Raw genomic sequence first — 20,470 nt, 5'->3', positions numbered from 1 at the left:
AGGTGGTAGGGCACCGAGAACTGTCGATTGTCGAGTGCCGGATGGGTTCGAATGGAGTACATCCGGGCCGGCCGCTCCTCCGGGCTCAGCGGGACTGTCCGTTGACAGCGGCCACGGGTTCACCCCAAGGGTCGCGGCAGATGACTGTCAGATGGTGATTCACCGATCGGTATATCCCTGGAATTGAGCAGCTTCTACTGCGCAAGTGCAGGCCTTTTTGGCTGCTAATATGACAGTCCTATGTCATCAATCGCAGAAGAACGGTCCATGACGAAGGAAATCAGCGCAGGTGAGGCTCGACCGCCGGACGGCGACTGGCTGGGCACACCGTACCTGCGGTTCGAGCGCGAGGGTGCGCTAGCGATAGTCACACTGGATCGTCCGCACGCGCGCAACGCCATGACAGCGGCGATGTACTTCGGTATTCGCTACGCAGTCTCGCGAGTGGCTGCAGACGACAACTTGGCCGGTCTGCTGATCACGGGCACCGGCGACGTGTTCGCCCCCGGCGGCGATCTCGGGCACCGCGCCGAGGACAACTGGATGGAATTGGCTTTTGCCCTGGGAATGGACGTCACGCCTTTCGAGGCCTTGCGTCAGTCGCCCAAGCCGGTGGTATCCGCGGTCAACGGCCTGGCGCAGGGCGGCGGATTGCAGATTGCGATGTGCAGTGACATGGCGGTGGTGAGCGAGCGTGCGACTTTTCGCGTACCGGAGTTGTACCGCGGCATTGCTGATACCTACTACAGTCAGATGCTCGCACGGATCATTGGACCGGTTCGCACGCGGGACCTGATGTTCACCGGCCGGGTACTGTCGGCCGAGGAGGCGCTCGAATGGGGGATGATTTCCCGCGTCGTTCCTCACGCCGACTTGCTGACCACCGCGCGCGAGATACTCGCTCAATGCTGCCGAACCGCACCGCAGGCGCGCGCAGTGGTCAAGGGCAATCTCGACAACTACATGGGGCTGTACGACCGGATCAACATGTACCAAAGCGTCCTGGGGCCCGAGGCGCGAGAGGGCTTCACGGCGTTCAAGGAGAAACGGTCGCCGGAATGGGTCCATCCCGCGCTTCGCGTCGAAGGGCGGCTGTGACGACGATGGCGACGCACCACGGCGCCGCATCCCGCCTCAGGTGTTGGCCTCGGCCGTCACGCACCGGATCGAAATCACGCGGTGTATTCGATGGGCCTGAGTATGGCAGTTAACTGGCATCAGTCAATACGCTGCGATGCGATGGGCGTGATGGCATCGCGAGTGCAGGCGGTTGAGGAGTCCGCGATGAACGCGGCAGTTGCGTTAATCGCCAAGGACACCCACGACGTCTTCTCCCTCACCAAGCTGAATTGTCGGAATGCACCTACGTCGAGCGGTCTGGTCTGACGCGCTTCAGTGGGCGTTGACACTGTGACATGGGGCTGCCATAGTGCGTGAGGTGTCCACCTCGGAGCTGCCAAGGGGGAATCTCTTCCTCGTGATGACCAATCCCGTTGAAGGCCAAGACGACGCCTTCAACGAGTGGTACGACACTCGCCATGTGCCCGAGGTGCTCGCGCTGCCCGGAGTGGTAGCCGCACAGCGTTACGTCCTCTCGGAGGTGAAGGTGCGCGAGGAAGACTTGCCGGCTCCTTTGCCGCCGCCTGCGCACCGATATCTTGTGATATACGAGTTGGATCGCGAGCCCGACCAGGTCATGGCCGAGTGGCTCAAGGCCACCGCGGCCGGAACGCTGACGCTGGGAGAAACGCTGGACCTCAATACGGTGTCGGTGACGGGCTGGACTCCGCGCGGTGAGCGCAGGGAGGCTGACAGCTGATGCCGGATCTGGCGTCGACATCATAGGCGCAGCGCGTTTGCAGCCGATTCGATCCCGACCGCACCATCCCGCATGAGGACATCGACCAGATGCTGACCGCCGCGGCTCACGCGCCCAGCGCCGAGAACGCGCAACCGCGGACGTTCGACTAGCCGCGATGAGCGAATCCGCGGTTTCTCACCGGATGGATGACTGAGTTCGGTGCAGCGATTGCTCCGATAGTGGTCCCTTTTTACGACTACCTCGGTGACGGGTCCGCGCCGCGTGTCCGCAGGCGTCGCCGGAGGTCTGTTCTTAGTTTCGATCACAATTTAGATTTTGCTTTCCAAGCGTGCCGAACTCGTTATACATTTCACAGTAAGGTTTCATTGTTGAACTCGTCACGAGGAGGCGTGCGCATGGCGACGTTGGAAAGAGGGCCGCTGGCGAGTGCTGGCACTGACAAGCTGAAGCAGACGCCGCGGGTGCGGACCACGGTTCCGATCGTCGCTTGGGCGACGGTCGGTGCGGCGTTCATCGCCCTGGCGATCTACGTCGCGTCGAGTTGGATCCTCGGTGGTCGAGCAACGCCGACGCCGATCGGCGCCAACAACCCGACCCTGGGCAGGGATCTGGCCTGGAACATCGGCGCCCAGGTGCTGACGATCATTGCCGTCATCGGAACTCTGATCTACGTCGGCAGGCGATGCATACGGGAGCGGCGGGTCACCTTCGACGCCATCCTCGTAGTCGCCTACCTGCTGCTGATCCAATGGGATCCGATTCTGAACTACGTCACGCCGCAGTTCTCGTACTCGTCGCTGATGATGAACTTCGGGTCGTGGACGACCGACATGCCCGGCTGGGTGTCACCTCATGGCAACCTCATGCCCGAGCCGACCATCCTGATCGGCATCGGGTTCATCTGGAGCGCGTCGCTATGCATGATCGGTTGCGGTTTCCTGCGCAAGGTCGTCATGAGGCGCTGGCCACAGACGGGCAAGCTGGGCATCATTCTGTGGTCCTTGGGTTTTATGATGCTCGCCGACTTGGTCATCGAGACCGTGCTGTGCTACGGGCACATCATCTCCTATCCGAACACCGTGAGCTGGCTGACCCTCTTCGAAGGCACGTCGCACCAGTTCCCCCTCTATGAGGCGCTGGTGTGGGGGGGACTTGGCTGGGCGCCGCTGATGGTGCTCCGCTTCTATCTAGACGACCGTGGCCATTCCGTCGTCGAGCGCGGGGTCGACCGCGTCAATGTGTCCAACAAAGCGAAGGTCGGCCTGCAGGTCTTGGCGGTCGCCGCAGTCACCAACATCTGCTACCTGAGCTACAACATCGTGATGATCGGGATCGGCCTGCAGATCGACAACGACAGCCACGCGGTCTATCCGTCGCATCTGATCAATGGAATCTGCGGGCATGAAACATCCTATCCGTGCCCCGATCCCTCTGGGGGACGGCCCATTTCGACTGGCGGGCAACCCGGCTCGCCTAGTGATATCCCCGGTGACGGGCGCACTTGGGTCGATGTTTACCTCGGGCGCTGAGGAAACCTACGAAGCGGCCGAACGACGATTCAACTGCCCTACTTAACCTGAGCAAGGACGTATGACGATTCACTCCTCCCAACGTGGTCCCGTGATCAACAATCACAACCTCACACTCGGCGTCGTCGACGACTACCATCCCGTCGGGGATGAACTGGACATCCTGCTGGGAGCCTGGCGAGCGCGTCTGCCGGTGCTGCTGAAGGGTCCGACGGGCTGCGGTAAGACGAAGTTGGTGGAAAGTGCGGCACGTCGACTCGGACTGGACCTCGTCACGGTGTCGTGCCATGAGGACATGCTCGCCGCAGATCTGGTGGGGCGTTATCTGCTCGAGGGCGCGGATACCGTCTGGCAGGACGGACCGCTCACCACGGCGGTTCGTGGTGGTGCCATCTGTTATCTCGACGAGATCGTCGAAGCCCGCGTCGACGCAACGGTGGTGATTCACTCCCTTGCAGACCATCGGCGACAGTTGTTCATTGATCGACTCAATGAAACACTCGATGCCCCTGAATCATTCATGCTGATCGTGTCCTACAACCCTGGATATCAGACGTTGCTCAAGGACCTCAAGCCCTCAACGCGTCAACGCTTTGTGGCCGTGGAACTCGACTTCGCACCACCGGAACTCGAACACCAAATAGTGAAGGAGCAGTCGGGCGCCTCGGACGAGGCCGTCGCCACACTAGTGCGACTAGGTCAAGCAGTGCGACATCTGAACGAGCCGAGCATGTCGGAGATGGTGTCGACTCGGGCCTTGATCGCGGCGGCACGGCTGCACGCCAACGGACTTTCGCTCAATCGCGCGGCACGCAGCGCGATCGCGGCCATGCTGACCGACGACGCGACGGTCACGAGGTCGATCGCTGAACTGATCGATGCCTACATCGACTGATCAACCGACCGTCGCCGGCTTGCAAATGCTGGCCCGTGCGGTATCGGGACGCCTGGTGTGTGTCAAGGCCACGACCGGGCAAGACGAAGGCGTCCATATGTCGGGAAACACGATCGCAGTCGACGGCGGGCGACTCACCACGCTGACCCGGGCTCAAGTAGTCGTACAAGCCGCGATGTACGGTGCCGGATCATTTGATCCGCGGGTCCTGCGTCACCTCATCGGGCGGTCTGGCGCGTGCACGCGGTACTCCGCCATGGAAGGTCTGCGTGCGCTCTCGCTGACCTCGGATCGATTGCCGCCCTTTGTAGCAGCATTAGCGGCTGGGCTGACGGACATCCCCAGGACCAGTTCAGCCGAAGAGTCGATGCGGATAGCATTGGCGCGAACCCAGATTCCTCCTGCACCCGAATTCTTCGGTCAGCTCAGACCCGCGCGTGCGGTATTGGCGGCGACAGCGCGCACAGGCCGGGAGCACGACGGCGACGTGAAGATACGCAATGACTCAAACGCCGATGAGGCGGACGATCCCGACACCAACAGCGACGAGGCCAAGTCCCTTGATCTGCTGAGTAATCCGCTGACGCCGAACCACCCGATGGCCAAGCTGATCCAGAGTCTGTTCAAGCACTCTGGTGGCAAATCTGCAGATGCGGCATCCCAAGCCGGCGGCGGAAAGCCGGTGGCCAAACCGAGCAGGCGGCCCAGCGGGGGACGCCGAGTCAACATCGGCCGCCGCATCGCCTCGGCCGCTCACAGATTCATCGGCGGCAATTACAGCGGCGACGCCCGCTATCCGGAGTGGGACGAGAGTTCGAAGCAGTATCGCAAGGAATGGGTAACCGTGCACGAACTTGAGCCATGGAATCCAGATGGTTTCCGTGACCACACGGCACTCGCTCGCATCGACGTAATGCAGGCACCGACGGCCTTAACGCGCAGCCTCGCTCGTAGCGTGCTGGAAATTGCGCCACACGGGCGCAGCGAATTTGGTGAACAACTGCACACCGACGGCGTGGTCGACCTGGCATACTGGCGCCGAAACAGATCCGGCTCTGCGCCGCTGCCGTTCATCGGGAAGAAGCGACAACGACCGTGCGTCGCGGCGTTGGTACTTTTGGACGTCAGCAGTTCGACGCTGGACACGACGACGCGTGTGGACGGGGATACCGGATCGGTGTTCGACCAACACCTCAAGCTGTCCTATCGCATCACAACCGCGCTTGATGCGCTCGGGGTGCCTGTTGGCTTGTACGCGTTCCGTAGTTGGGGTCGCGAAGCCGTCCACGTAATGCCGATCAAGGGTCTACGAGAACGTTTGTCGGCCTTGACTATCGAGCGAATCGGCCACCTGAGTCCGGCGGGCTTCACGCGAATCGGCGGTGCCGTTCGTCATTGCATCGCCATCTTGGAACGTCAAACCGAGGGAATGAAGCGGGTGGTCATCCTCGTCTCGGACGGGCATCCCTACGATGACGGTTACGACGGCGCCCAGGCCTCGGGCGACACCCGCCACGCCATGAGCGAGGCTCGCTTGCGGGGCGTGGGCTTCGTATGTGTCGGGGTTACGGCGCCGAACAGCAATGAGTCTCACGCTCAACGCGACGTGCTTGATTCGGCCTCGGCTCTGCACATCGCTGACATCAGCGGGATCGAACGCCAGCTCGGAAAGCTCATAGGCCAAGCGCTGGCCGATACGCGTCGCCGTGGCGACCATAGTTCGTTCACCGTGCCGGCGTGACGTTTCTTCGGCTGAGCAGTGCACGGCCCTGAGCCCGACTGACGGTAAGCCGGACACTGCGATTGGGTGGATGTTCACAAGTGAGCTGCCTTGTCACACTTTCGACTGTGAGTTAGATTCTACAAGACACCCAGAGTGATGTACGGCACACTTCGACGGCAGATGAGGGACCATGACGACCGCAGACGCAATCCCCCAGATCGACACGGACGGCCTCCCCATGGACGTCGCACGCGACCAGGCGTGGAATGATACCCAGGTGGCCCCGCTGATCGCCATTGCCGATGGATATGCGGTGACCACCCGCCGCGGCGCTGAAGAAGTGCTGAAACACCCCGACCCGTTCTCGTCGGCGAAGGCGTTCGACATCCTGCAAAGCCCGGTGCCGCTCGTGCCGATCGCCTATGACCCGCCGACGCAGACGCGCTACCGTCATATCCTGCAGCCGTTCTTCAGTCCACGCGTCATCAAGCCGATGGAGGCCGAGCTGCGAAGTCAGTTCATCGCGCTCATCGAACCCATCGCGCGGCGCGGCCACTGCGATTTCGTCAGCGAGGTCGCCCAGGTCTTCCCAATCCAGGCATTCCTCACGTTCTTCGGATTGCCGCTCGAGATGCGCGACCAGTTTTGGGAATGGAAGAACGCAGTAATCGGCCTCACTGGCGCAGGTTTCGCCGCCGAGGGCGACGCGGCTCAAGAGGGCATCAGGAAGGCCCTCGAGATGTACACGTACTTCACTGAACTGATTCCCCAGCGCCGTGGTGCGGGCGGTGATGACGTCTTGAGTCAAATATTGGCCAAACAACCACCCGACGACCTTACCGACGCCGAAGCCGTCGGACTCTGCTTTTTATTCGTGCTCGCCGGGCTGGACACCGTGACCGACACGTTGGGGTGTGCGATGCAACGACTTGCGGAGAATGCCGACAAGCGGCAGGAGATCATCGACGACCCCGCTCTGATTCCCGCAGCGGTTGAAGAGCTACTTCGTCTGGACCCCCCAGCCCCGTTCATCCCGAGGGTGACCTCCGCCGATGCTCACATCGAGTCGGCGCGGCTCTCCGCCGAAACACGCGTGTCGACGTATCTCGGTGCCGTTAACCGGGATCCAGCCGTATTCGAAAACCCGAACGATATCGACTTCCACCGGCCGGAGAACCCGCACATCAGCTTCGGGATGGGACCGCACCGCTGTCTAGGTTCACATCTCGCCAGACTGGAATTGGGCATCGCGTATGAGGAATGGCACAAGCAGATTCCGCACTACCGGATCAAGCCCGGCACGACACCCAAAGTGCACTGGCCTCACGGCACCATCGGGCTCGAATCGCTTCATTTGGAGTTCGACAAGGCGGAGGGATGAAGCTCAACCTCGACAGCGCCGCCTGCACCGGCCACGGACTCTGCTACTCCTTGGCTCCGCATCTCTTCGAGGATGACGACCAAGGCTACGGACATGTCGTCGGCGACGGAGGCGTCCCTGACACTCAGCTCGCCGAGGCGCGTTCGGCGGTGGCGAACTGCCCGGAACGGGCCATCAGCTTCGTAGACGATTGATCGGCGGTCGAGTTGCTTGGTTCGATTACTGCGCGCCCTTCTGGCGGCCGAGATTTCTGGTGTTTGCCTCTGTGTTGACCGACCCGGTGAAAAGGGCTGATGGTCGTGTCGGTGCCGTCAGCTGCTGACGCCGCGAGGCCTTCGCCCGCTCAACGTGGTGGCGGCGTTCTGAGGCTCGGCCTGCAGATCCCCAATTTTTCCTACGGCACGCCTATTTCCGAGCTTTATCCAGCCGTCGTAGCCCAGGCGCAGGAGGCCGAAGCCGCTGGCTTCGACGCGGTGCTGCTGATGGATCACTTCTACCAACTTCCGCATCTGGGTGCGCTCGACGACCCGATGCTGGAGGCGTACACCGCGCTCGGGGGGCTGGCCACGACGACGCGGCGCGTGCGGTTGGGCACGCTCGTCACCGGGAACACCTACCGGAACCCCGCGCTGCTCGCGAAGGCGGTGACCACCCTTGACGTGATGAGTGGCGGCCGGGGAGTCTTGGGCATCGGCGCCGGCTGGTTCGAGCTTGAGCATAGGCAGCTTGGTTTCGAATTCGGTACCTTCGCCGACCGGTTCGAACGCCTCGAGGAAGCGTTGCAGATCATCACACCGATGCTCCGTGGAGAACGCCCCACCTTCAACGGCCGCTGGTATCAGGCTGAATCAGTGTTAAACAACCCTCGCGTTCGGGACGACATGCCTCTTCTGATCGGCGGCAGCGGTGAGCGAAAGACATTCGCATTGGCTGCGCGCTACGCCGACCACCTCAATGTCATTGCCCCGTTCAATCGGCTGCCGGGCAAGGTCGAAGCCGTCATGCGACGGTGCCATGAACAGGATCGCGATCCGACCACCCTTGAGACGAGTGCTCTGATACAGCTGGTCGTTACAGACGCCGCTGGCGCTTCCGACGCATTTGCGCTGAATTCTCGCGTCGCCGTGGGAACTCTCAACGACATCGCGGAGCAGGTTAAGCGATACGTGATCGACGCCGGCATTTCCGGAGTGGTCGTTAACCTTCCGTCACACGGCTATACCCCGGGACTGATCAGAAATGTGGGGGAAACACTTGCGCGTGTAGTCGGAATATGAGTAGCGCAAAAGTATCGCCGCTCGCTCGAGCAGCAACATGCGCATAGCCAGCGGCGGCAACAAGCTCATCGCAATCGCTCAGCTGCTTGGACTTCTCGCCGGCGCACCGAGGGTCGCGTTCGACGAGCTCGTGCCTCCATCCCGGGGGGCACCGTTTAGCGGCGGATGTCCATGCCTGCGTCGACTTTGAGGAGGCTGCCGGTGAACGTTCGTCCGAGGTCAGACAGTAGGAACAGGATGGCGTTGCTGACGTCTTTGGGCTCGATCAACGGGAAATCCGGTAACGCCGTTTGCATCGCCGTGGCCATGTGTGGCGTCTGCTCGATGACCTTGAACAGTGCCGGATTTTCCAGGACCATCGCCGTCGCGCAGTTTGTAGGCGCCACAGCATTTACCCGGATACGGTGCGCGGCAAGCAAATTAGCGTACGCTCGGACGAGTCCAATGATGGCAACCTTCGCCATCAGATAGGCGTCGGAGCCTCCACCGCCGTCGGTCATGTCCAATAGCGCAGCCATTGAGCTGGTGGCGATCAAGTGTCCGCCTTCGCCCCGGTCCTTCAGGTGGGGGATCGCCACCTGGAATGCGTTCCACACACCGATTTGCATGACGTCGATACCCAGCCGCAATGACTCCGAGGCGTCGTTCTCGTCGGGGTTGGTGAGGATGATCCCGGCATTGGCCAACACCGTGTCGATATGCCCGAACTGCCGCACACCTGCGTCAAAGGCGGCCTGCAGGGCGGCCTTATCGCGTACATCGGCCGACTGGAAGTGCATTCCTTGGCCCGTCTTCTCGACGAGCCGAGCTGTCTCTTCAAGGTCCTCCCACGTGCCTAACTTGTACGGCACCGCGTCGACGTCATGGCAGATATCGACCCCGACGATGTTGGCGCCTTCTTCTGCGAGAGTCACTGCATGCGAACGGCCCTGACCGCGCGCCGCGCCGGTAATGAAGACAACCCGCCCGTCGAGCAAACCCATGATCGGCGTTCCTTCCTGCTGGATGCGCATCGAGGCGCATGCCTCCCTCTGATGCACCAGCGCCGAAGCCTTACGACGCATGAGAAGCCTACCCCGAATATAAAGAAATGTTTATCTGTTTCTTCCCCGACGCCTATGAACCGGCACATCAGCACACGACGTCCTCGCTCTCGGACGAGTAGCAGGGAGTGCCTTGATGGCTGACAGCGACAAGATTTCTCAGTTCGATGGGACGCCGTTATCACTGAGGTGCGCACCAGGACACGGTGAGCACACCGCTGATGAACTGCCCCGAACTCGGCTACGACGAAGACGAGATCATCGATCTCAAGATCAAGCCGGTCGGCCTTTGAATTCCTGCTGGCGTCGTGCCGAAATTGCCTGCCATCGGCGATTCAATCACCTTGCCGTTCAGTTGCCTGATAGTCAGGGGAACATCGAGACCCGCCTTCTATTCGCCTACAGGGCCCGAGACGCCCGCTCCGAGTGAAGAAACCGTTGGGCGGCATCGGGGTTGCGGTCGGTCATGGCCCGCGCGCTTGGCGTGCCAACCGCACGTTACGCATCCAGTAGCGGGGTACGTCCAGCGGCCGCTTGCGGATGAAGAAGCTGTCCGATGATCCGCTCTTTGAGAACCAGAGTGGCCGAAATGCATGGCCCGCGATGGCTGTTTTGCTCTCTGAGAAGTTCAAGACTCGCAGTCGGGATGAGTGGATGAGTTTGTTCGAAGACCCGACACGACCGGATGTGTGCGTGCCTGCGCGAGCGGGTGGTTCGCCCCGATCCGCCACCACGGCGGTTTCGCCTAGCGTTGGAGTTTTCCGAAATCGAAACCCCAACGTCGCTCGATGCCGACACGAACGCTTCTGTCGACGAAGATCGGCTTGCCGTGCACTGTTACACCGCGAATCTCGTAATAGCTCGGATGCTCATCGGCGACACAGCACAGCTGTTGACTTGCAACGGCACCTAAGGCGACGGGATCAGTTGGATCCAACCGCAGCAGCAGTGCTCCGTTGCGGAACTCACAATGACTTAGGGTGGCCATCGGCCAGCCATCAGCGTCGACGGTGCCGACTGCCATCACTTTGCAGCGCGACAGCAAGTCGTCGATCTCCTTCGCGCCCATGCGGATATCACGCTTCGGCATCGGCGGCGGCCACCCTCCGCGGCGGTCGAGACCGGTCGACTTCGATTCGGAAAACTAACCGCTTACCGCTGTCCAATCGCTCGCGAACGGTGTCGATTATGCCATCGGGTGCGGCAATCGGGCCCGCGCCTGGGGTTGGGGGAATGAACCCGGCTGCATCGACAGGGCGACTGCGGCCCCACAAGGCAACGCCCGAGGCGGAATCGTCGTACTCGACGATGACAACGCAGACGCGATCGTCTTCGGCCAGGTAGCGCGCCTTCGCGGCCTTGCGGTAGGTCGTGAACTCGATGGCTCCGTCACGTGGAATGCCGGTCATGGGGTATCCGACCACCGTGTCATCGGGTCGCTTCAGGAAAAGAAACATCGACACTGGCCGGCCATTCACCCACCCGTCCGTGTCACCGAGAGTCATTTGGTCTCCTCAACGTTCTCCTCGTTGATCGGGAGCGCCGAATTACGGTGCGTTGCGATGCAGTCCGCTTTCGCGTGCGCTCGAGTCGTGATCCGCGGATATGAGCGGATTCGAAGGTATTCCGGGACTGGGAACGCAAATTCGCTGACGATGCGATCCTGTGCCACGAGTGTCGCTCACCGCATGCGCCGCTTTGTCCCTGACGTGACCGGTTCACAGCTTGCCGGTTCGAACCACTGTGCAGTTGCGTCGTCATCCTGCAGTGTTGCGATCGTTCGGGCGCTGGGCATCGGTTCGGGTGCCAGTGGTGTGCCGGCGCTGGACACCGTTGCTGCGCTGCGTGGCTCGTTCGCAGGCAGTGAAACGCGTGGGCGGTCGCCACACGACGCTATCCAGCAGGCGCTGTCTCGCCACACCATAGTCACGGGGGACGCCACCGGCCACCCCGCGTGGTTCAACTAGGCGACGATGCAATCGTGTGCCCCAGAGCTCGAATCGACAGTCGGATATGAATCCATTACAGGCGCAGCTTTCACGAATCGGTTATTGTGTGGATGTCAATCTTCAGGAGCGGCCGACCGACTGCTGCCAGGTCCAGCGCAGCTTCGATATAACTATTTGTTTATCTGATTATAGTAGAAGGCCCTTCCCGATCTCCGCAAGCACGGTGGATCGCGACGCTCATGCGCCACGCCAGCGCGCCGTGTATTCCCGGCTTCGCTTCGCGGCAATCGGGCAAGGAGCCGCACCGCATTGGGCACCTGAGGCGGCCAGTCGTTCCCGGCAGACGCTGCGCAGCAGCTCAGGTGAGGCGCTTTGAGCCTGTCGGCGGCCACGGCGATGGCGTGTACGCGTTTTGCTGAGTTCGCTGGCGCCGTGCTCGCCGACTGGGGCCCCGACGTCATCAAGATGCACACCCCGAGACCGTTCCGTTGTGCTGGAGCATGCGATACCTGTTTGACGCGCTGGACGGCATCGACGAGCTTTCCGACCAATTTAACGGGATCACAACCGATTTCGACTATCTGGATCTGTTGATGCCTCAGTTGCTCGCCGATTTACCAAAGACCATCGGTTCGATGAAGTCGATTCGTAACTTCATGCTGTCCACCCACACCTCCATGGCAGGCATTCAGCGCCGCATACAAGAGGGCGCCGCAGGCTCGACGATGATGGGGAACTATGTCGACGAGGCCAAAAACGACGACAGCTTCTATCTGCCGCCGGAAGTGTTCCAAAACCACGACTTCATACGCGGCCTGGAAATGTTCGTATCGCCCGACGGTCAGGCGGTCCGGTTCATCATCACCCAATCGGGGTACCCTTGACGGCCTCGGCGACGGCCTGCTTGATGCCGTGGACGTGCTCGATTCCCTCCACTGAGGCGGGGTCGCGCTGGTTGGAGTCCGTGAAGGCGTCGCTGGCCGGCACCGTCTCGATTTACAGCGACATGACACCGGCAGCACGTCCGACGACATCGAAGCCCTCATCGAGCGCGCGGAACGCAATGACAACAAGTTGATCACAAGCGACCTGGTGCTTCGCGTGGCCCTGGATGCGAGCCGCAACCGGCAGCCGGCCGCAGCTCTGGGGGAACTGATGATCCCAAAATCGTTGATCTGGTTGCGATTTCGCTACGAAGCGATGCGCGAAGATACCTCGTGCTGATCTGGCCGGTGAGCGTTGCGAATCGCGATCGGCTACTTGAGGATGCTAGGCAGCGCCGCGAATTCCTGGCGGATAAGGTCCTCGACGGCCTGTCCGCGCGTCTCCAGCCACCGGTTGATGGCCCGGGAGAGCAGCAGCATGCCCACCGACGCGAGTAGCTCGCATTCTTCGTCCGGCGCCGGAAGGCCACGACGCTGGGCGACGATTTTCGCGACCACGTCAACGTTGGCGGCGTGATTCTGTTGTTCGCGGCCCATCAGAACAGCCGATGATGCTATGGCGTCGTAGTACTGGCTGATTCGCCTCCGGATGCGTTTCAGTGCTGGGGCCAGGAGCGCGAACGAGTGCTCCATTGCTTCGAAGTCGGAGATCGAGTCTGGTTGGGCGAGATAGACACCGCCGAACGCGCGGATGAAGTCAAACTCTCCCGAGAAAAGCACCGATTCCTTGGTAGGGAAGTAGCGAAAGAAGGTCCGGGGGGATACACCTGCGGCCTCAGCGATCTCATCGGTACTCGTGGCGTCATATCCATACGCACCGAAGAGCTGCAATGCCGCGTCAAGCAGTGCGCTGCGCACGCGCTCCGCGTGCTCATCGCGCGGCGAGCGATCCCCACGGGGCAACTGTCATCCTCCTGCCATCAATATCAACTCAATGAAACTACAGCCACAGCGCTAACACAAAGCGGCCGCCACGGTAATATCCGTGAGGGCCCGCAGCGATATTGCGGCGCGCAGTCAGCAGACCCGAAGACTCGATGCGCTCTATGACACGCTGGAGCGACAGCAGGCAGAGCGGCTGCGCACATTGCGGGCCAGCAGCATCGACCGTTCGACGGTCGATACCGTCACACGCGCCGCGGCCACACTGCTGGGCACCGTGTCATCGGACCTGTCACCCGATGCTCACTTTGTCGATCTCGGTGGAGATTCGCTGTCCGCGTTGACATTTGCCAACCTGCTGCAAGCGATCTTCTCCATCACCGTTCCCGTCGGTGTGATTACCAGCCCGGCTACCGACTTGCAGGCGATCGCCAATTACATTGATTTAGAGCAGGCCGCGGGAGGTCAACAGCTAACTCCAACTCCGGCAGCGGTTCACGGTGTAGCAGCGACGGAAATTCGAGCAGACCAGCTCGCGCTCGATAAGTTCATCGACGAGGCCACCTTGCTGGCTGCCTCACGACTACCCAGATCGTCGTCGCATCCCCGGGCGGTTCTGATCACCGGCGCAACCGGGTTTCTCGGCCGCTATCTCATGCTTGACTGGTTGGAAAGGATGAGCTTCATCGGCGGCCAGGTAATCTGCCTGGCCCGGGCCAATAACGACGCTGAGGCGCGAATTCGACTCGACCGGATTCTCGCGGACGGCGATTCGGCGTTGGGTGCCAAGTTTCGAAGACTGGCCGCACGCCATCTCTATACCGTTGCCGCCGACAAGGCGGAGCCGAATCTAGGCCTGGACAACGATACGTGGCGCAGGCTGGCGGATACGGTCGATCTGATCGTCGACGCCGGTGCGCTTCGTCAATCATCTGCGGACACTGCACACCAACTATGCCAACGGTTACACTTACACAAACAGTAAATGGGCCGCGGAGATCCTGCTGCGCGAAGCGCATGAGCAGTGCGACTTGCCGGCATCGATCTTCCGTTGCGGGATGATTTTGGCCGAGCCGCGATATGCCGGTCAGCTCAACCTGCCCGACATGTTCACGCGGCTGATCTTGTCTGTCCTGTGCACCGGGATAGCGCCAAAGTCATTCTACGAGAACGATATCAATGGTAATCGACAACGCGCTCACTACGATGGACTGCCTGTCGATTTCGTCGCTGAGGCTATTTCGTCCTTGGGCTATAACGTGGCATTGAACCCCGAACCTACCTTTGAGACCTACCATGTCACCAACCCGCACGACGACGGCATCGGCCTCGACCAGTACATCGACTGGCTGATCGCCGCGGGTCACCGGATCACGTTGATCGACAGCTATTTAGACTGGTTGGCGCGCTTTGAAACCGCGCTGCGAGCACTGCCTGAGCAGCAACGCCAATCTTCGCTTCTACCAATGCTGGACTTCTACTCACAGCCTAGGCATCAACTGCAAAGTCCAGGACATGGCGTTGTCCCTCGAGGTTTGTGCGGAAAAGTGGCGTGGTGTCACGTAACCATGCACGTGCGTCGACGACGTAATAGAAGATATCCTCAACACCTTCCATGGCGGCGCGTAGCGCTGCATCGTCGAAAGAATCTCCATAGCAATGGTCGACGTTGAGGTGGGCGATGGCTTTCGTCAAACTGGTGCGTCGCAACATGACTCGGACTCTGTCGCCGCGCTCGTCTAACTGTCGTGTCACGTGCGAACCAAGGAATCCGTTGCGCCAATCACCAGTCTTCCCGAATCTGTCACGACACGAACCGTAGAGCAGGATTCTGCTGGTCAACCGAAAATTGCGGAGGAAAGGAGAGGTGCGGTCGTGGCCCTGGGGATGCGTGGATTCACATGCCCAAGAACCTTGATCGCACCCGCGGTCACTGGTAAAATTCGAAGTTGGTACAGAATCTGGCTGATAACAGATTTACAGATGGAGCCAACCGATCACAGTCACCTCGGCCAGGGGCGCAAAGGAGCGACGGATGCCGTTACAAGACACCCATCAGATCGTGTCGGTCGATGATCACCTCATCGAGCACCCGCGGGTTTGGCAAGACCGTCTGCCGGAGAAGTATCGGGAGGCCGGACCCAAGATCGTCGAGGTTGACGGCCAGCATCTGTGGTCCTACGACAACACGCTGTATCCGACGATCGGGCTGAACGCGGTAGCGGGGAAGCCGCCTAAAGAGTGGGGCACCGATCCGGTGCGCTACGAGGAGATGATTCCAGGCTGCTACGACCCCGCGGCCCGGGTCAAGGACATGGACCTGGACGGGGTGCAGGCGGCGTTGTGCTTTCCCTCGTTCCCGGGATTCGCGGCGGGTACGTTTCACCGCGGCAATGATCGCGAGCTGGCCTTGCTGTGCGTGAAGGCGTGGAACGACTTTTACATCGACGAGTGGTGCGCGACGGCGCCGGACCGGTTCATTCCCCTTGGTTTGCTGCCGATCTGGGATGTCGATGCCTGCGTGGTCGAGGCCCAGCGGTTGGCCTCGAAGGGGGCGCGTACCGTGTCATTCCCCGACAGCCCGGTGCCGCTAGGCCTGCCGTCGTTCCACTCGGACCATTGGGACAATCTGTGGCAGGTCTGTTCGGACGCAGGAATGCCCTTGTCACTGCATTTCGGGTCGGGCGGATACGTACCTGGATTCTCGTTCTCGGGGATCAGCGCCTCGCAGGCCGATTTGGCCAAACAGGAGGTCACGGCGCCCTTCGCGGTGGCTATTGCGCTGTTTGCGACCAATCTCATGTGGTCGACCGTCGACCTGCTGTTCTCCGGCAAGCTGCAGAAGTTTCCGAACCTTCAGATCTCGTTATCCGAGGGTGGTATCGGTTGGTTGCCTTACATTTTGGAGCGCACGGACTATGTGTGGGAGCGTCACCGCTACTATCAGCCGATCGATTTTGACGCACGACCTTCTGATCTCTTCCGTTCCCACTTCTGGGGCTGCTTTATCGATGATGAGCACGGATTGGCCAACCGCCATGCGATCGGCGTTGACCGCATCACCTTGGAGATCGACTTCCCGCACTCGGATTCGAACTGGCCCAACTCGCGCAAGCGTGCGGCCGAAGTGCTCGCCACGGTGCCCGATGACGAATGTGCGCTCATCGTCGAGGACAACGCGCGGCGCATGCTCAACTTCCCGAGGACGGCCCAGCAACAATGAGGGTCGAGGTGGACCCGCAGCGATGTCGAGGACATGCACGCTGCTTGACGATAGCGCCCAACGCCTTCGAATTCCTCGACCTCGAGGACCGAGCGGTCACAAGCCACGACGGAATCGCCGTAGAGAACGAAGATTTGATCCGAAGAGCCGAACAGGAATGTCCCGAGCGGGCGATCAAGATCGACGACCTCAAGGACGTGTGATGACGACTATCGACTCAGGCACCGAGAAGTCCTCGACCCACCTCGACCACCATTCGGAGTACTTCCGGGAGAACAATTTCGCGATCTACTCTGAGTTTCGCGATCGTTGCCCGGTTCTGCACTCGACCGCATGGGATGGGTTCTGGCTGTTTCTCGGGTACGACGCGATCGTCGACGCCGCGCAGGACGCCGAGTTGTTCGGCAACGGCGTGGAGAAAGCCGTCCCGCCGCTGTCCCCGGATCCGTTGATTCCCATCGACATTGATCCGCCGCTGCACGGCGCATGCCGCCGTATCGTCTTGTCGCGCTTCTCCCCGGGCGCTGCCCAGCATTGGAGGCCGCGAATTCGCCAGTTAGCGGTGGAGTTGGTCGACGACTTCATCGAGACCGGCCGAGCCGACATCGTCCAACAGCTGACCACCCCACTGCCAGCGCGCTGGATCCTGCAGATGTTGGGTTTGGACGACAGCCGTTGGCCGGAATGGGTGCACTGGATCCATTCCACCATTCACGACCGCTCGCACGACCCCGAGCGGGCCAGCAGCGGCGTCATGAATATTTACGGCGCCATCGTGACCGCGATGGAGGATCGGCGGACCAACGGTTTCTGCGACGACTTGATCAGTGTCATCCTGCAAGCCGAAGTCGACGGCGCGCCGCTCACCGAGGAGCAGCTGATCGGGTACATCTTCCTCCTGCTGCTTGCCGGCATGGACACGACGAGCGGACTGACCGGAAATGCGCTGGTTCGGCTCGACGAAGATCCGGCATTGCGTCAGCAGTTGATTGACGATCCCGAGCTTCTCGATGCTGCGACCGAGGAGTTCCTCCGGCACGACACTCCCACGCAGGGGCTCTATCGAATCGTCAAACGGGACTGCGAATTTCACGGTCAGAAGCTGCGTGCTGGAGACCGGGTCATGTTGATGTTCGCCTCGGGAAACCGCGATCCGAAGGTGTTCGACCACCCCGAGGAAATCGATCTGACCCGATCACCGAACCGCCACCTCGCGTTCAGCCTCGGCGTTCACCGTTGTCTGGGCTCCAACTTCGCCCGGGTGATGTTCCAGGAGATGATCTCCGAAATCCTCACCCGTCTACCCGATTTCGCGGTCGACGGCGAGATCGTGCGGTTCGAGGACGCTGGTGAGGTCTACGCTGTCCGCCATTTGCCCATCCGTTTCACGCCGGGTCGTCGTCTCGAATCCAATTCGGGGCCATGAGATGTCACGAGTCGGTTTCTTCGGCGTCGGCCAAATGGGTGCGCCGATGGTGTCGCGGCTGCTCGATCGCGGTCAGCACGAAGTCGTTCTCTTCGCGCGCCGACCCGAGGTGTGTGAACCCCATGTCGCGCGTGGGGCCCGTTTGGCCGGTTCCCTCAAGGAGCTCGCGCGAGCCAGTGACGTGTTGATTCTGTGTCTGTTTTCTGACCTGCAGCTGCGTGAAACGGCTTTTGGCGAGGAAGGTTTCCTTGCTCATCTGCCCGAGGGTGCGATCGTCGTTTCGCATACGACGGGTAGTCCGGCGCTCGTCGCCGACATCGCTCGGTCCGCACCGCAGCTTGGGGTGGTCGACGGGCCGATCAGCGGAGACTCGGAAGACATTCTCCAAGGTAGGCTAACTGTCCTCCTGGGCGGGGAGGACGGCGCGGTCGACACGGCGCGTGACGTGTTGAGCGCTTACGCCGACCCAATTATCCCGACCGGTGCGTTGGGAAGCGCGTTGCTGGTCAAGCTGCTCAATAACCTTTTGTTCGCTGCAAATTCGCAATTGCTGGCGGGTACTGCTGCGGCCGGGACAGCGCTGGGCTTGAACGAGCAGTCGTTACTCGCCGCGTTGAGCGCGTGTAGCGGTAGTAGCGCGGCCCTTCAGCGAGTGCGGCAGGTCGGCGGCGTTGCTCCTTTCGAGGGCCGCGTGACGCCATACCTACGCAAGGACGTCGCGACAGCGATCGCGCTGGCCGAAGAGATGGGTGTGTCGATCGACTTCGTGCGTGGCGTCGCGGAAGAAGGACCACTGGCCGTGACGTGATGTCGCTTCGGGTGTCGGCCCTTCACGTCGTCAGCTGCTTAGCAAGTTCACGCTTCGCCACCTTGCCCAAACCGGTGAGTGGAAACGCATCGAGTATGTACAACCGCTCGGGCCACTTCTGCTTCATCAAGCCCCGTTCATCAAGGAAACGGCATATCTCTTCGAGCGTGACATCGCGATGCCCGGGCGACCGTTGGACGACCGCGCAGACCAGCTCGCCACGTGCCTCGTCGGGAAGGCCGAGTACGGCGACGGTGTCGATGCGCGGATGCGCGAGCAGTTCGTTCTCGATCTCGGCGGGAGCAATGTTCTCACCCTTGCGAATGATCAGATCCTTCATCCGACCGGTGACCACCAGCCGGCCGTCGGTCCGCAGGTATCCCGTGTCCCCGGTTCGGAGCCAGCCGTCGGGCGTGAGAGATGCGGCCCATTCCCCATCGTCGACGTAGCCGGGTGTCAGGACATCGCCGCGCACTTCGACCTCTCCCGACTCCGCGATACGGACTTCGGCACCGGGAACCGCGCGGCCCGCGCTGTGCGACCGCTGCTCAAAGGTGTCCGACGCCGGGCTGGCGGTAACGGCGGGGGCCTCCGTCATGCCGTATCCATGCAGCACCGGCACCCCGAGTACGCGCCGGACCTTTTCGTGCAGCTCTGGCGGGCAGGGCGCACCGCCGCCGATCAGCATGCGAAGCGTTGGAATGACGGGTGCATCACTGCCCGAGGAGAGTTGTGCGGAGAGCAGCATCTGGTAAAACGCCGTACTCGAGCCAGTGAACGTCACTCGATTGGCTGCGAGCACTGCGGCGATGTCCGGTCCGATCCGCGGCAGCAACAGCACCGAGAACTTCCCGATAAGGGCGCACGAGACATAGAAGATGCCGCCGACGTGTGCGATGGGAAAGTTGATGGTGCCAACATCGTCGGGCGCGGATCCCAGCCCGAGATACCTCACGTAGCCGCGCGCCGCGGTCAAAATCGACTTGTCGCTGTGTCGCACCCCTTTCGGGCGCCCGCTCGTTCCGGACGTGAAGAAGACCCATCGCGGGCAGTCCGAACGGAAGTTCACTGCAGTCTCTGATGGCTGGTCATCGGGCATGGCCCGAAGGACGTCGAGGAAATTGGAGGGCAGGCAAATCACGGGTGTGTCCGGTGGTGCGTTGTGCTGCGTGGTCTCGTCAACGATCAGCACGTCGGCGCCGGCAATTTCGAGGGCGGCAGCTACCTCACGCTGTCGGAACAAATGCAGCACTGGGACCTGGACGGACACGCTTCGCGAGAGCGCCAGCATCAGAACTGCGGCAGCGCAGTGACTGGGTAGCTGCCAAGCGACGGTCATGGTGCTATTGATGCCGTGTACGGCCAGCCAGCGTGCGGCCGCAGCGGACAGGTAGGACACCTCAGCGATGGTCAGTGCTGCGCCGGTGGGTTCGAGCAGAAGGGGGCTGTCTGGGCGCTCCAGTGCACCAGATTCAAGCTGTTCGACGACCGTGCCTGGGGCCACGTGCGTCCCTCCGTAGGGCAAATCAACTTAGTGACAGAATCGGTACGTAGCTAGAATAGTAAGC

The 20,470-nt window shown here is 61.3% G+C and carries 18 protein-coding genes and 4 pseudogenes; 15 read left to right on the top strand and 7 right to left on the bottom strand.

Features of this window, described 5'->3' with window-relative positions; genetic code table 11:
* Positions 1 to 267 precede the first annotated feature (267 nt).
* From AC5Y2S_RS23680 to AC5Y2S_RS23640, 9 genes and pseudogenes are all read left to right on the top strand, one after another.
* The gene (locus AC5Y2S_RS23680) at positions 268 to 1,098 is read left to right on the top strand and encodes an enoyl-CoA hydratase/isomerase family protein (RefSeq protein ID WP_197514468.1); all 831 of its coding nucleotides are present in this window, start codon (positions 268 to 270) and stop codon (positions 1,096 to 1,098) included.
* A 340-nt stretch (positions 1,099 to 1,438) separates the two neighbouring features.
* Positions 1,439 to 1,819 carry a hypothetical protein gene (locus AC5Y2S_RS23675; RefSeq protein WP_499882124.1) on the top strand — a complete coding sequence of 127 codons (381 nt, stop codon included), beginning with the start codon at positions 1,439 to 1,441 and terminating at the stop codon, positions 1,817 to 1,819.
* 47 nt (positions 1,820 to 1,866) lie between these two features.
* Positions 1,867 to 1,971 (top strand): annotated as a pseudogene (locus tag AC5Y2S_RS23670) (nitroreductase family protein); the annotation flags it as partial.
* 246 nt (positions 1,972 to 2,217) lie between these two features.
* Entirely contained in the window at positions 2,218 to 3,351 is a 1,134-nt protein-coding gene (locus AC5Y2S_RS23665) for a spirocyclase AveC family protein (RefSeq protein ID WP_499958707.1), read from the top strand.
* A gap of 94 nt (positions 3,352 to 3,445) precedes the next feature.
* Positions 3,446 to 4,246, top strand: a complete 801-nt coding sequence (locus AC5Y2S_RS23660) for a CbbQ/NirQ/NorQ/GpvN family protein (RefSeq protein ID WP_067923969.1) — start codon at positions 3,446 to 3,448, stop codon at positions 4,244 to 4,246.
* A gap of 256 nt (positions 4,247 to 4,502) precedes the next feature.
* A complete protein-coding gene (locus tag AC5Y2S_RS23655; protein WP_499958705.1) occupies positions 4,503 to 5,987 on the top strand; it encodes a VWA domain-containing protein in 1,485 nt (494 codons plus the stop codon).
* Positions 5,988 to 6,159: 172 nt separating this feature from the next.
* Positions 6,160 to 7,350, top strand: coding sequence for a cytochrome P450 (locus AC5Y2S_RS23650; RefSeq protein ID WP_499882120.1), 1,191 nt, complete (start codon positions 6,160 to 6,162; stop codon positions 7,348 to 7,350).
* Entirely contained in the window at positions 7,347 to 7,544 is a 198-nt protein-coding gene (locus tag AC5Y2S_RS23645; protein ID WP_499882119.1) for a ferredoxin, read from the top strand. Before AC5Y2S_RS23650 ends, AC5Y2S_RS23645 begins: the two co-directional genes overlap by 4 nt.
* Before the next feature lie 99 nt (positions 7,545 to 7,643).
* The gene (locus tag AC5Y2S_RS23640; protein WP_499882118.1) at positions 7,644 to 8,627 is read left to right on the top strand and encodes an LLM class F420-dependent oxidoreductase; all 984 of its coding nucleotides are present in this window, start codon (positions 7,644 to 7,646) and stop codon (positions 8,625 to 8,627) included.
* A gap of 155 nt (positions 8,628 to 8,782) precedes the next feature.
* Here AC5Y2S_RS23640 and AC5Y2S_RS23635 read toward each other — a convergent pair whose 3' ends face one another.
* The 3 genes from AC5Y2S_RS23635 to AC5Y2S_RS23625 form a co-directional block, all read right to left on the bottom strand.
* Positions 8,783 to 9,610, bottom strand: coding sequence for a mycofactocin-coupled SDR family oxidoreductase (locus tag AC5Y2S_RS23635; protein ID WP_499882209.1), 828 nt, complete (start codon positions 9,608 to 9,610; stop codon positions 8,783 to 8,785).
* A gap of 805 nt (positions 9,611 to 10,415) precedes the next feature.
* A complete protein-coding gene (locus AC5Y2S_RS23630; RefSeq protein ID WP_499882117.1) occupies positions 10,416 to 10,760 on the bottom strand; it encodes a pyridoxamine 5'-phosphate oxidase family protein in 345 nt (114 codons plus the stop codon).
* Positions 10,747 to 11,175: a hypothetical protein gene (locus tag AC5Y2S_RS23625; RefSeq protein ID WP_499882116.1), complete on the bottom strand. Its 429-nt coding sequence runs from the start codon at positions 11,173 to 11,175 to the stop codon at positions 10,747 to 10,749. The genes AC5Y2S_RS23630 and AC5Y2S_RS23625 overlap by 14 nt, the downstream gene beginning before the upstream one ends.
* 929 nt (positions 11,176 to 12,104) lie before the next feature.
* On the opposite strand from AC5Y2S_RS23625, the pseudogene AC5Y2S_RS23620 reads away from it, so the two are divergent.
* A pseudogene (locus tag AC5Y2S_RS23620) lies at positions 12,105 to 12,494 on the top strand (MMPL family transporter); the annotation flags it as partial.
* On the opposite strand, the gene AC5Y2S_RS23615 reads toward AC5Y2S_RS23620, so the two are convergent.
* A complete protein-coding gene (locus AC5Y2S_RS23615; protein WP_499958703.1) occupies positions 12,481 to 12,606 on the bottom strand; it encodes a hypothetical protein in 126 nt (41 codons plus the stop codon). The pseudogene AC5Y2S_RS23620 and the gene AC5Y2S_RS23615 overlap by 14 nt on opposite strands.
* A gap of 269 nt (positions 12,607 to 12,875) precedes the next feature.
* Positions 12,876 to 13,421 (bottom strand): TetR family transcriptional regulator, encoded by a 546-nt coding sequence (locus AC5Y2S_RS23610; protein WP_499958702.1) that lies wholly within the window; start codon positions 13,419 to 13,421, stop codon positions 12,876 to 12,878.
* Between the two features lie 172 nt (positions 13,422 to 13,593).
* On the opposite strand from AC5Y2S_RS23610, the pseudogene AC5Y2S_RS23605 reads away from it, so the two are divergent.
* A pseudogene (locus AC5Y2S_RS23605) lies at positions 13,594 to 14,935 on the top strand (SDR family oxidoreductase); the annotation flags it as partial.
* 1 nt (position 14,936) lies between these two features.
* Here AC5Y2S_RS23605 and AC5Y2S_RS23600 read toward each other — a convergent pair.
* Positions 14,937 to 15,253, bottom strand: a pseudogene (locus tag AC5Y2S_RS23600) (NAD-dependent epimerase/dehydratase family protein); the annotation flags it as partial.
* Positions 15,254 to 15,480: 227 nt separating this feature from the next.
* Here AC5Y2S_RS23600 and AC5Y2S_RS23595 point away from each other — a divergent pair.
* The 4 genes from AC5Y2S_RS23595 to AC5Y2S_RS23580 are packed head-to-tail and all read left to right on the top strand — an operon-like array spanning position 15,481 to position 18,902.
* Positions 15,481 to 16,668 carry an amidohydrolase family protein gene (locus tag AC5Y2S_RS23595; RefSeq protein ID WP_499882114.1) on the top strand — a complete coding sequence of 396 codons (1,188 nt, stop codon included), beginning with the start codon at positions 15,481 to 15,483 and terminating at the stop codon, positions 16,666 to 16,668.
* Complete coding sequence (locus tag AC5Y2S_RS23590; RefSeq protein WP_499882113.1) at positions 16,599 to 16,871, top strand: ferredoxin; 273 nt, start codon at positions 16,599 to 16,601, stop codon at positions 16,869 to 16,871. Before AC5Y2S_RS23595 ends, AC5Y2S_RS23590 begins: the two co-directional genes overlap by 70 nt.
* Positions 16,871 to 18,094: a cytochrome P450 gene (locus AC5Y2S_RS23585; protein ID WP_499882112.1), complete on the top strand. Its 1,224-nt coding sequence runs from the start codon at positions 16,871 to 16,873 to the stop codon at positions 18,092 to 18,094. Before AC5Y2S_RS23590 ends, AC5Y2S_RS23585 begins: the two co-directional genes overlap by 1 nt.
* A gap of 1 nt (position 18,095) precedes the next feature.
* Complete coding sequence (locus AC5Y2S_RS23580) at positions 18,096 to 18,902, top strand: NAD(P)-dependent oxidoreductase (RefSeq protein WP_499882111.1); 807 nt, start codon at positions 18,096 to 18,098, stop codon at positions 18,900 to 18,902.
* Positions 18,903 to 18,924: 22 nt separating this feature from the next.
* On the opposite strand, the gene AC5Y2S_RS23575 is transcribed toward AC5Y2S_RS23580, so the two are convergent.
* Positions 18,925 to 20,406, bottom strand: coding sequence for a class I adenylate-forming enzyme family protein (locus tag AC5Y2S_RS23575; RefSeq protein ID WP_499882110.1), 1,482 nt, complete (start codon positions 20,404 to 20,406; stop codon positions 18,925 to 18,927).
* Positions 20,407 to 20,470 lie beyond the last annotated feature (64 nt).

This window comes from Mycobacterium sp. NGS69 (genome assembly GCF_059812165.1).
This window is presented reverse-complemented; position numbering and strand designations above follow the sequence as displayed.

Excerpts from the sequence above, each read along its gene's own strand:
- AC5Y2S_RS23580 (WP_499882111.1), top strand. The coding sequence starts at position 18,096 with ATGTCACGAGTCGGTTTCTTCGGCGTCGGCCAAATGGGTGCGCCGATG.
- AC5Y2S_RS23645 (WP_499882119.1), top strand. The coding sequence starts at position 7,347 with ATGAAGCTCAACCTCGACAGCGCCGCCTGCACCGGCCACGGACTCTGC.
- AC5Y2S_RS23630 (WP_499882117.1), bottom strand. The coding sequence starts at position 10,760 with ATGCCGAAGCGTGATATCCGCATGGGCGCGAAGGAGATCGACGACTTG.
- AC5Y2S_RS23655 (WP_499958705.1), top strand. The coding sequence starts at position 4,503 with ATGGAAGGTCTGCGTGCGCTCTCGCTGACCTCGGATCGATTGCCGCCC.
- AC5Y2S_RS23650 (WP_499882120.1), top strand. The coding sequence starts at position 6,160 with ATGACGACCGCAGACGCAATCCCCCAGATCGACACGGACGGCCTCCCC.
- AC5Y2S_RS23635 (WP_499882209.1), bottom strand. The coding sequence starts at position 9,610 with ATGGGTTTGCTCGACGGGCGGGTTGTCTTCATTACCGGCGCGGCGCGC.
- AC5Y2S_RS23680 (WP_197514468.1), top strand. The coding sequence starts at position 268 with ATGACGAAGGAAATCAGCGCAGGTGAGGCTCGACCGCCGGACGGCGAC.
- AC5Y2S_RS23640 (WP_499882118.1), top strand. The coding sequence starts at position 7,644 with ATGGTCGTGTCGGTGCCGTCAGCTGCTGACGCCGCGAGGCCTTCGCCC.
- AC5Y2S_RS23665 (WP_499958707.1), top strand. The coding sequence starts at position 2,218 with ATGGCGACGTTGGAAAGAGGGCCGCTGGCGAGTGCTGGCACTGACAAG.
- AC5Y2S_RS23590 (WP_499882113.1), top strand. The coding sequence starts at position 16,599 with ATGTGCGCTCATCGTCGAGGACAACGCGCGGCGCATGCTCAACTTCCC.
- AC5Y2S_RS23585 (WP_499882112.1), top strand. The coding sequence starts at position 16,871 with ATGACGACTATCGACTCAGGCACCGAGAAGTCCTCGACCCACCTCGAC.
- AC5Y2S_RS23625 (WP_499882116.1), bottom strand. The coding sequence starts at position 11,175 with ATGACTCTCGGTGACACGGACGGGTGGGTGAATGGCCGGCCAGTGTCG.
- AC5Y2S_RS23595 (WP_499882114.1), top strand. The coding sequence starts at position 15,481 with ATGCCGTTACAAGACACCCATCAGATCGTGTCGGTCGATGATCACCTC.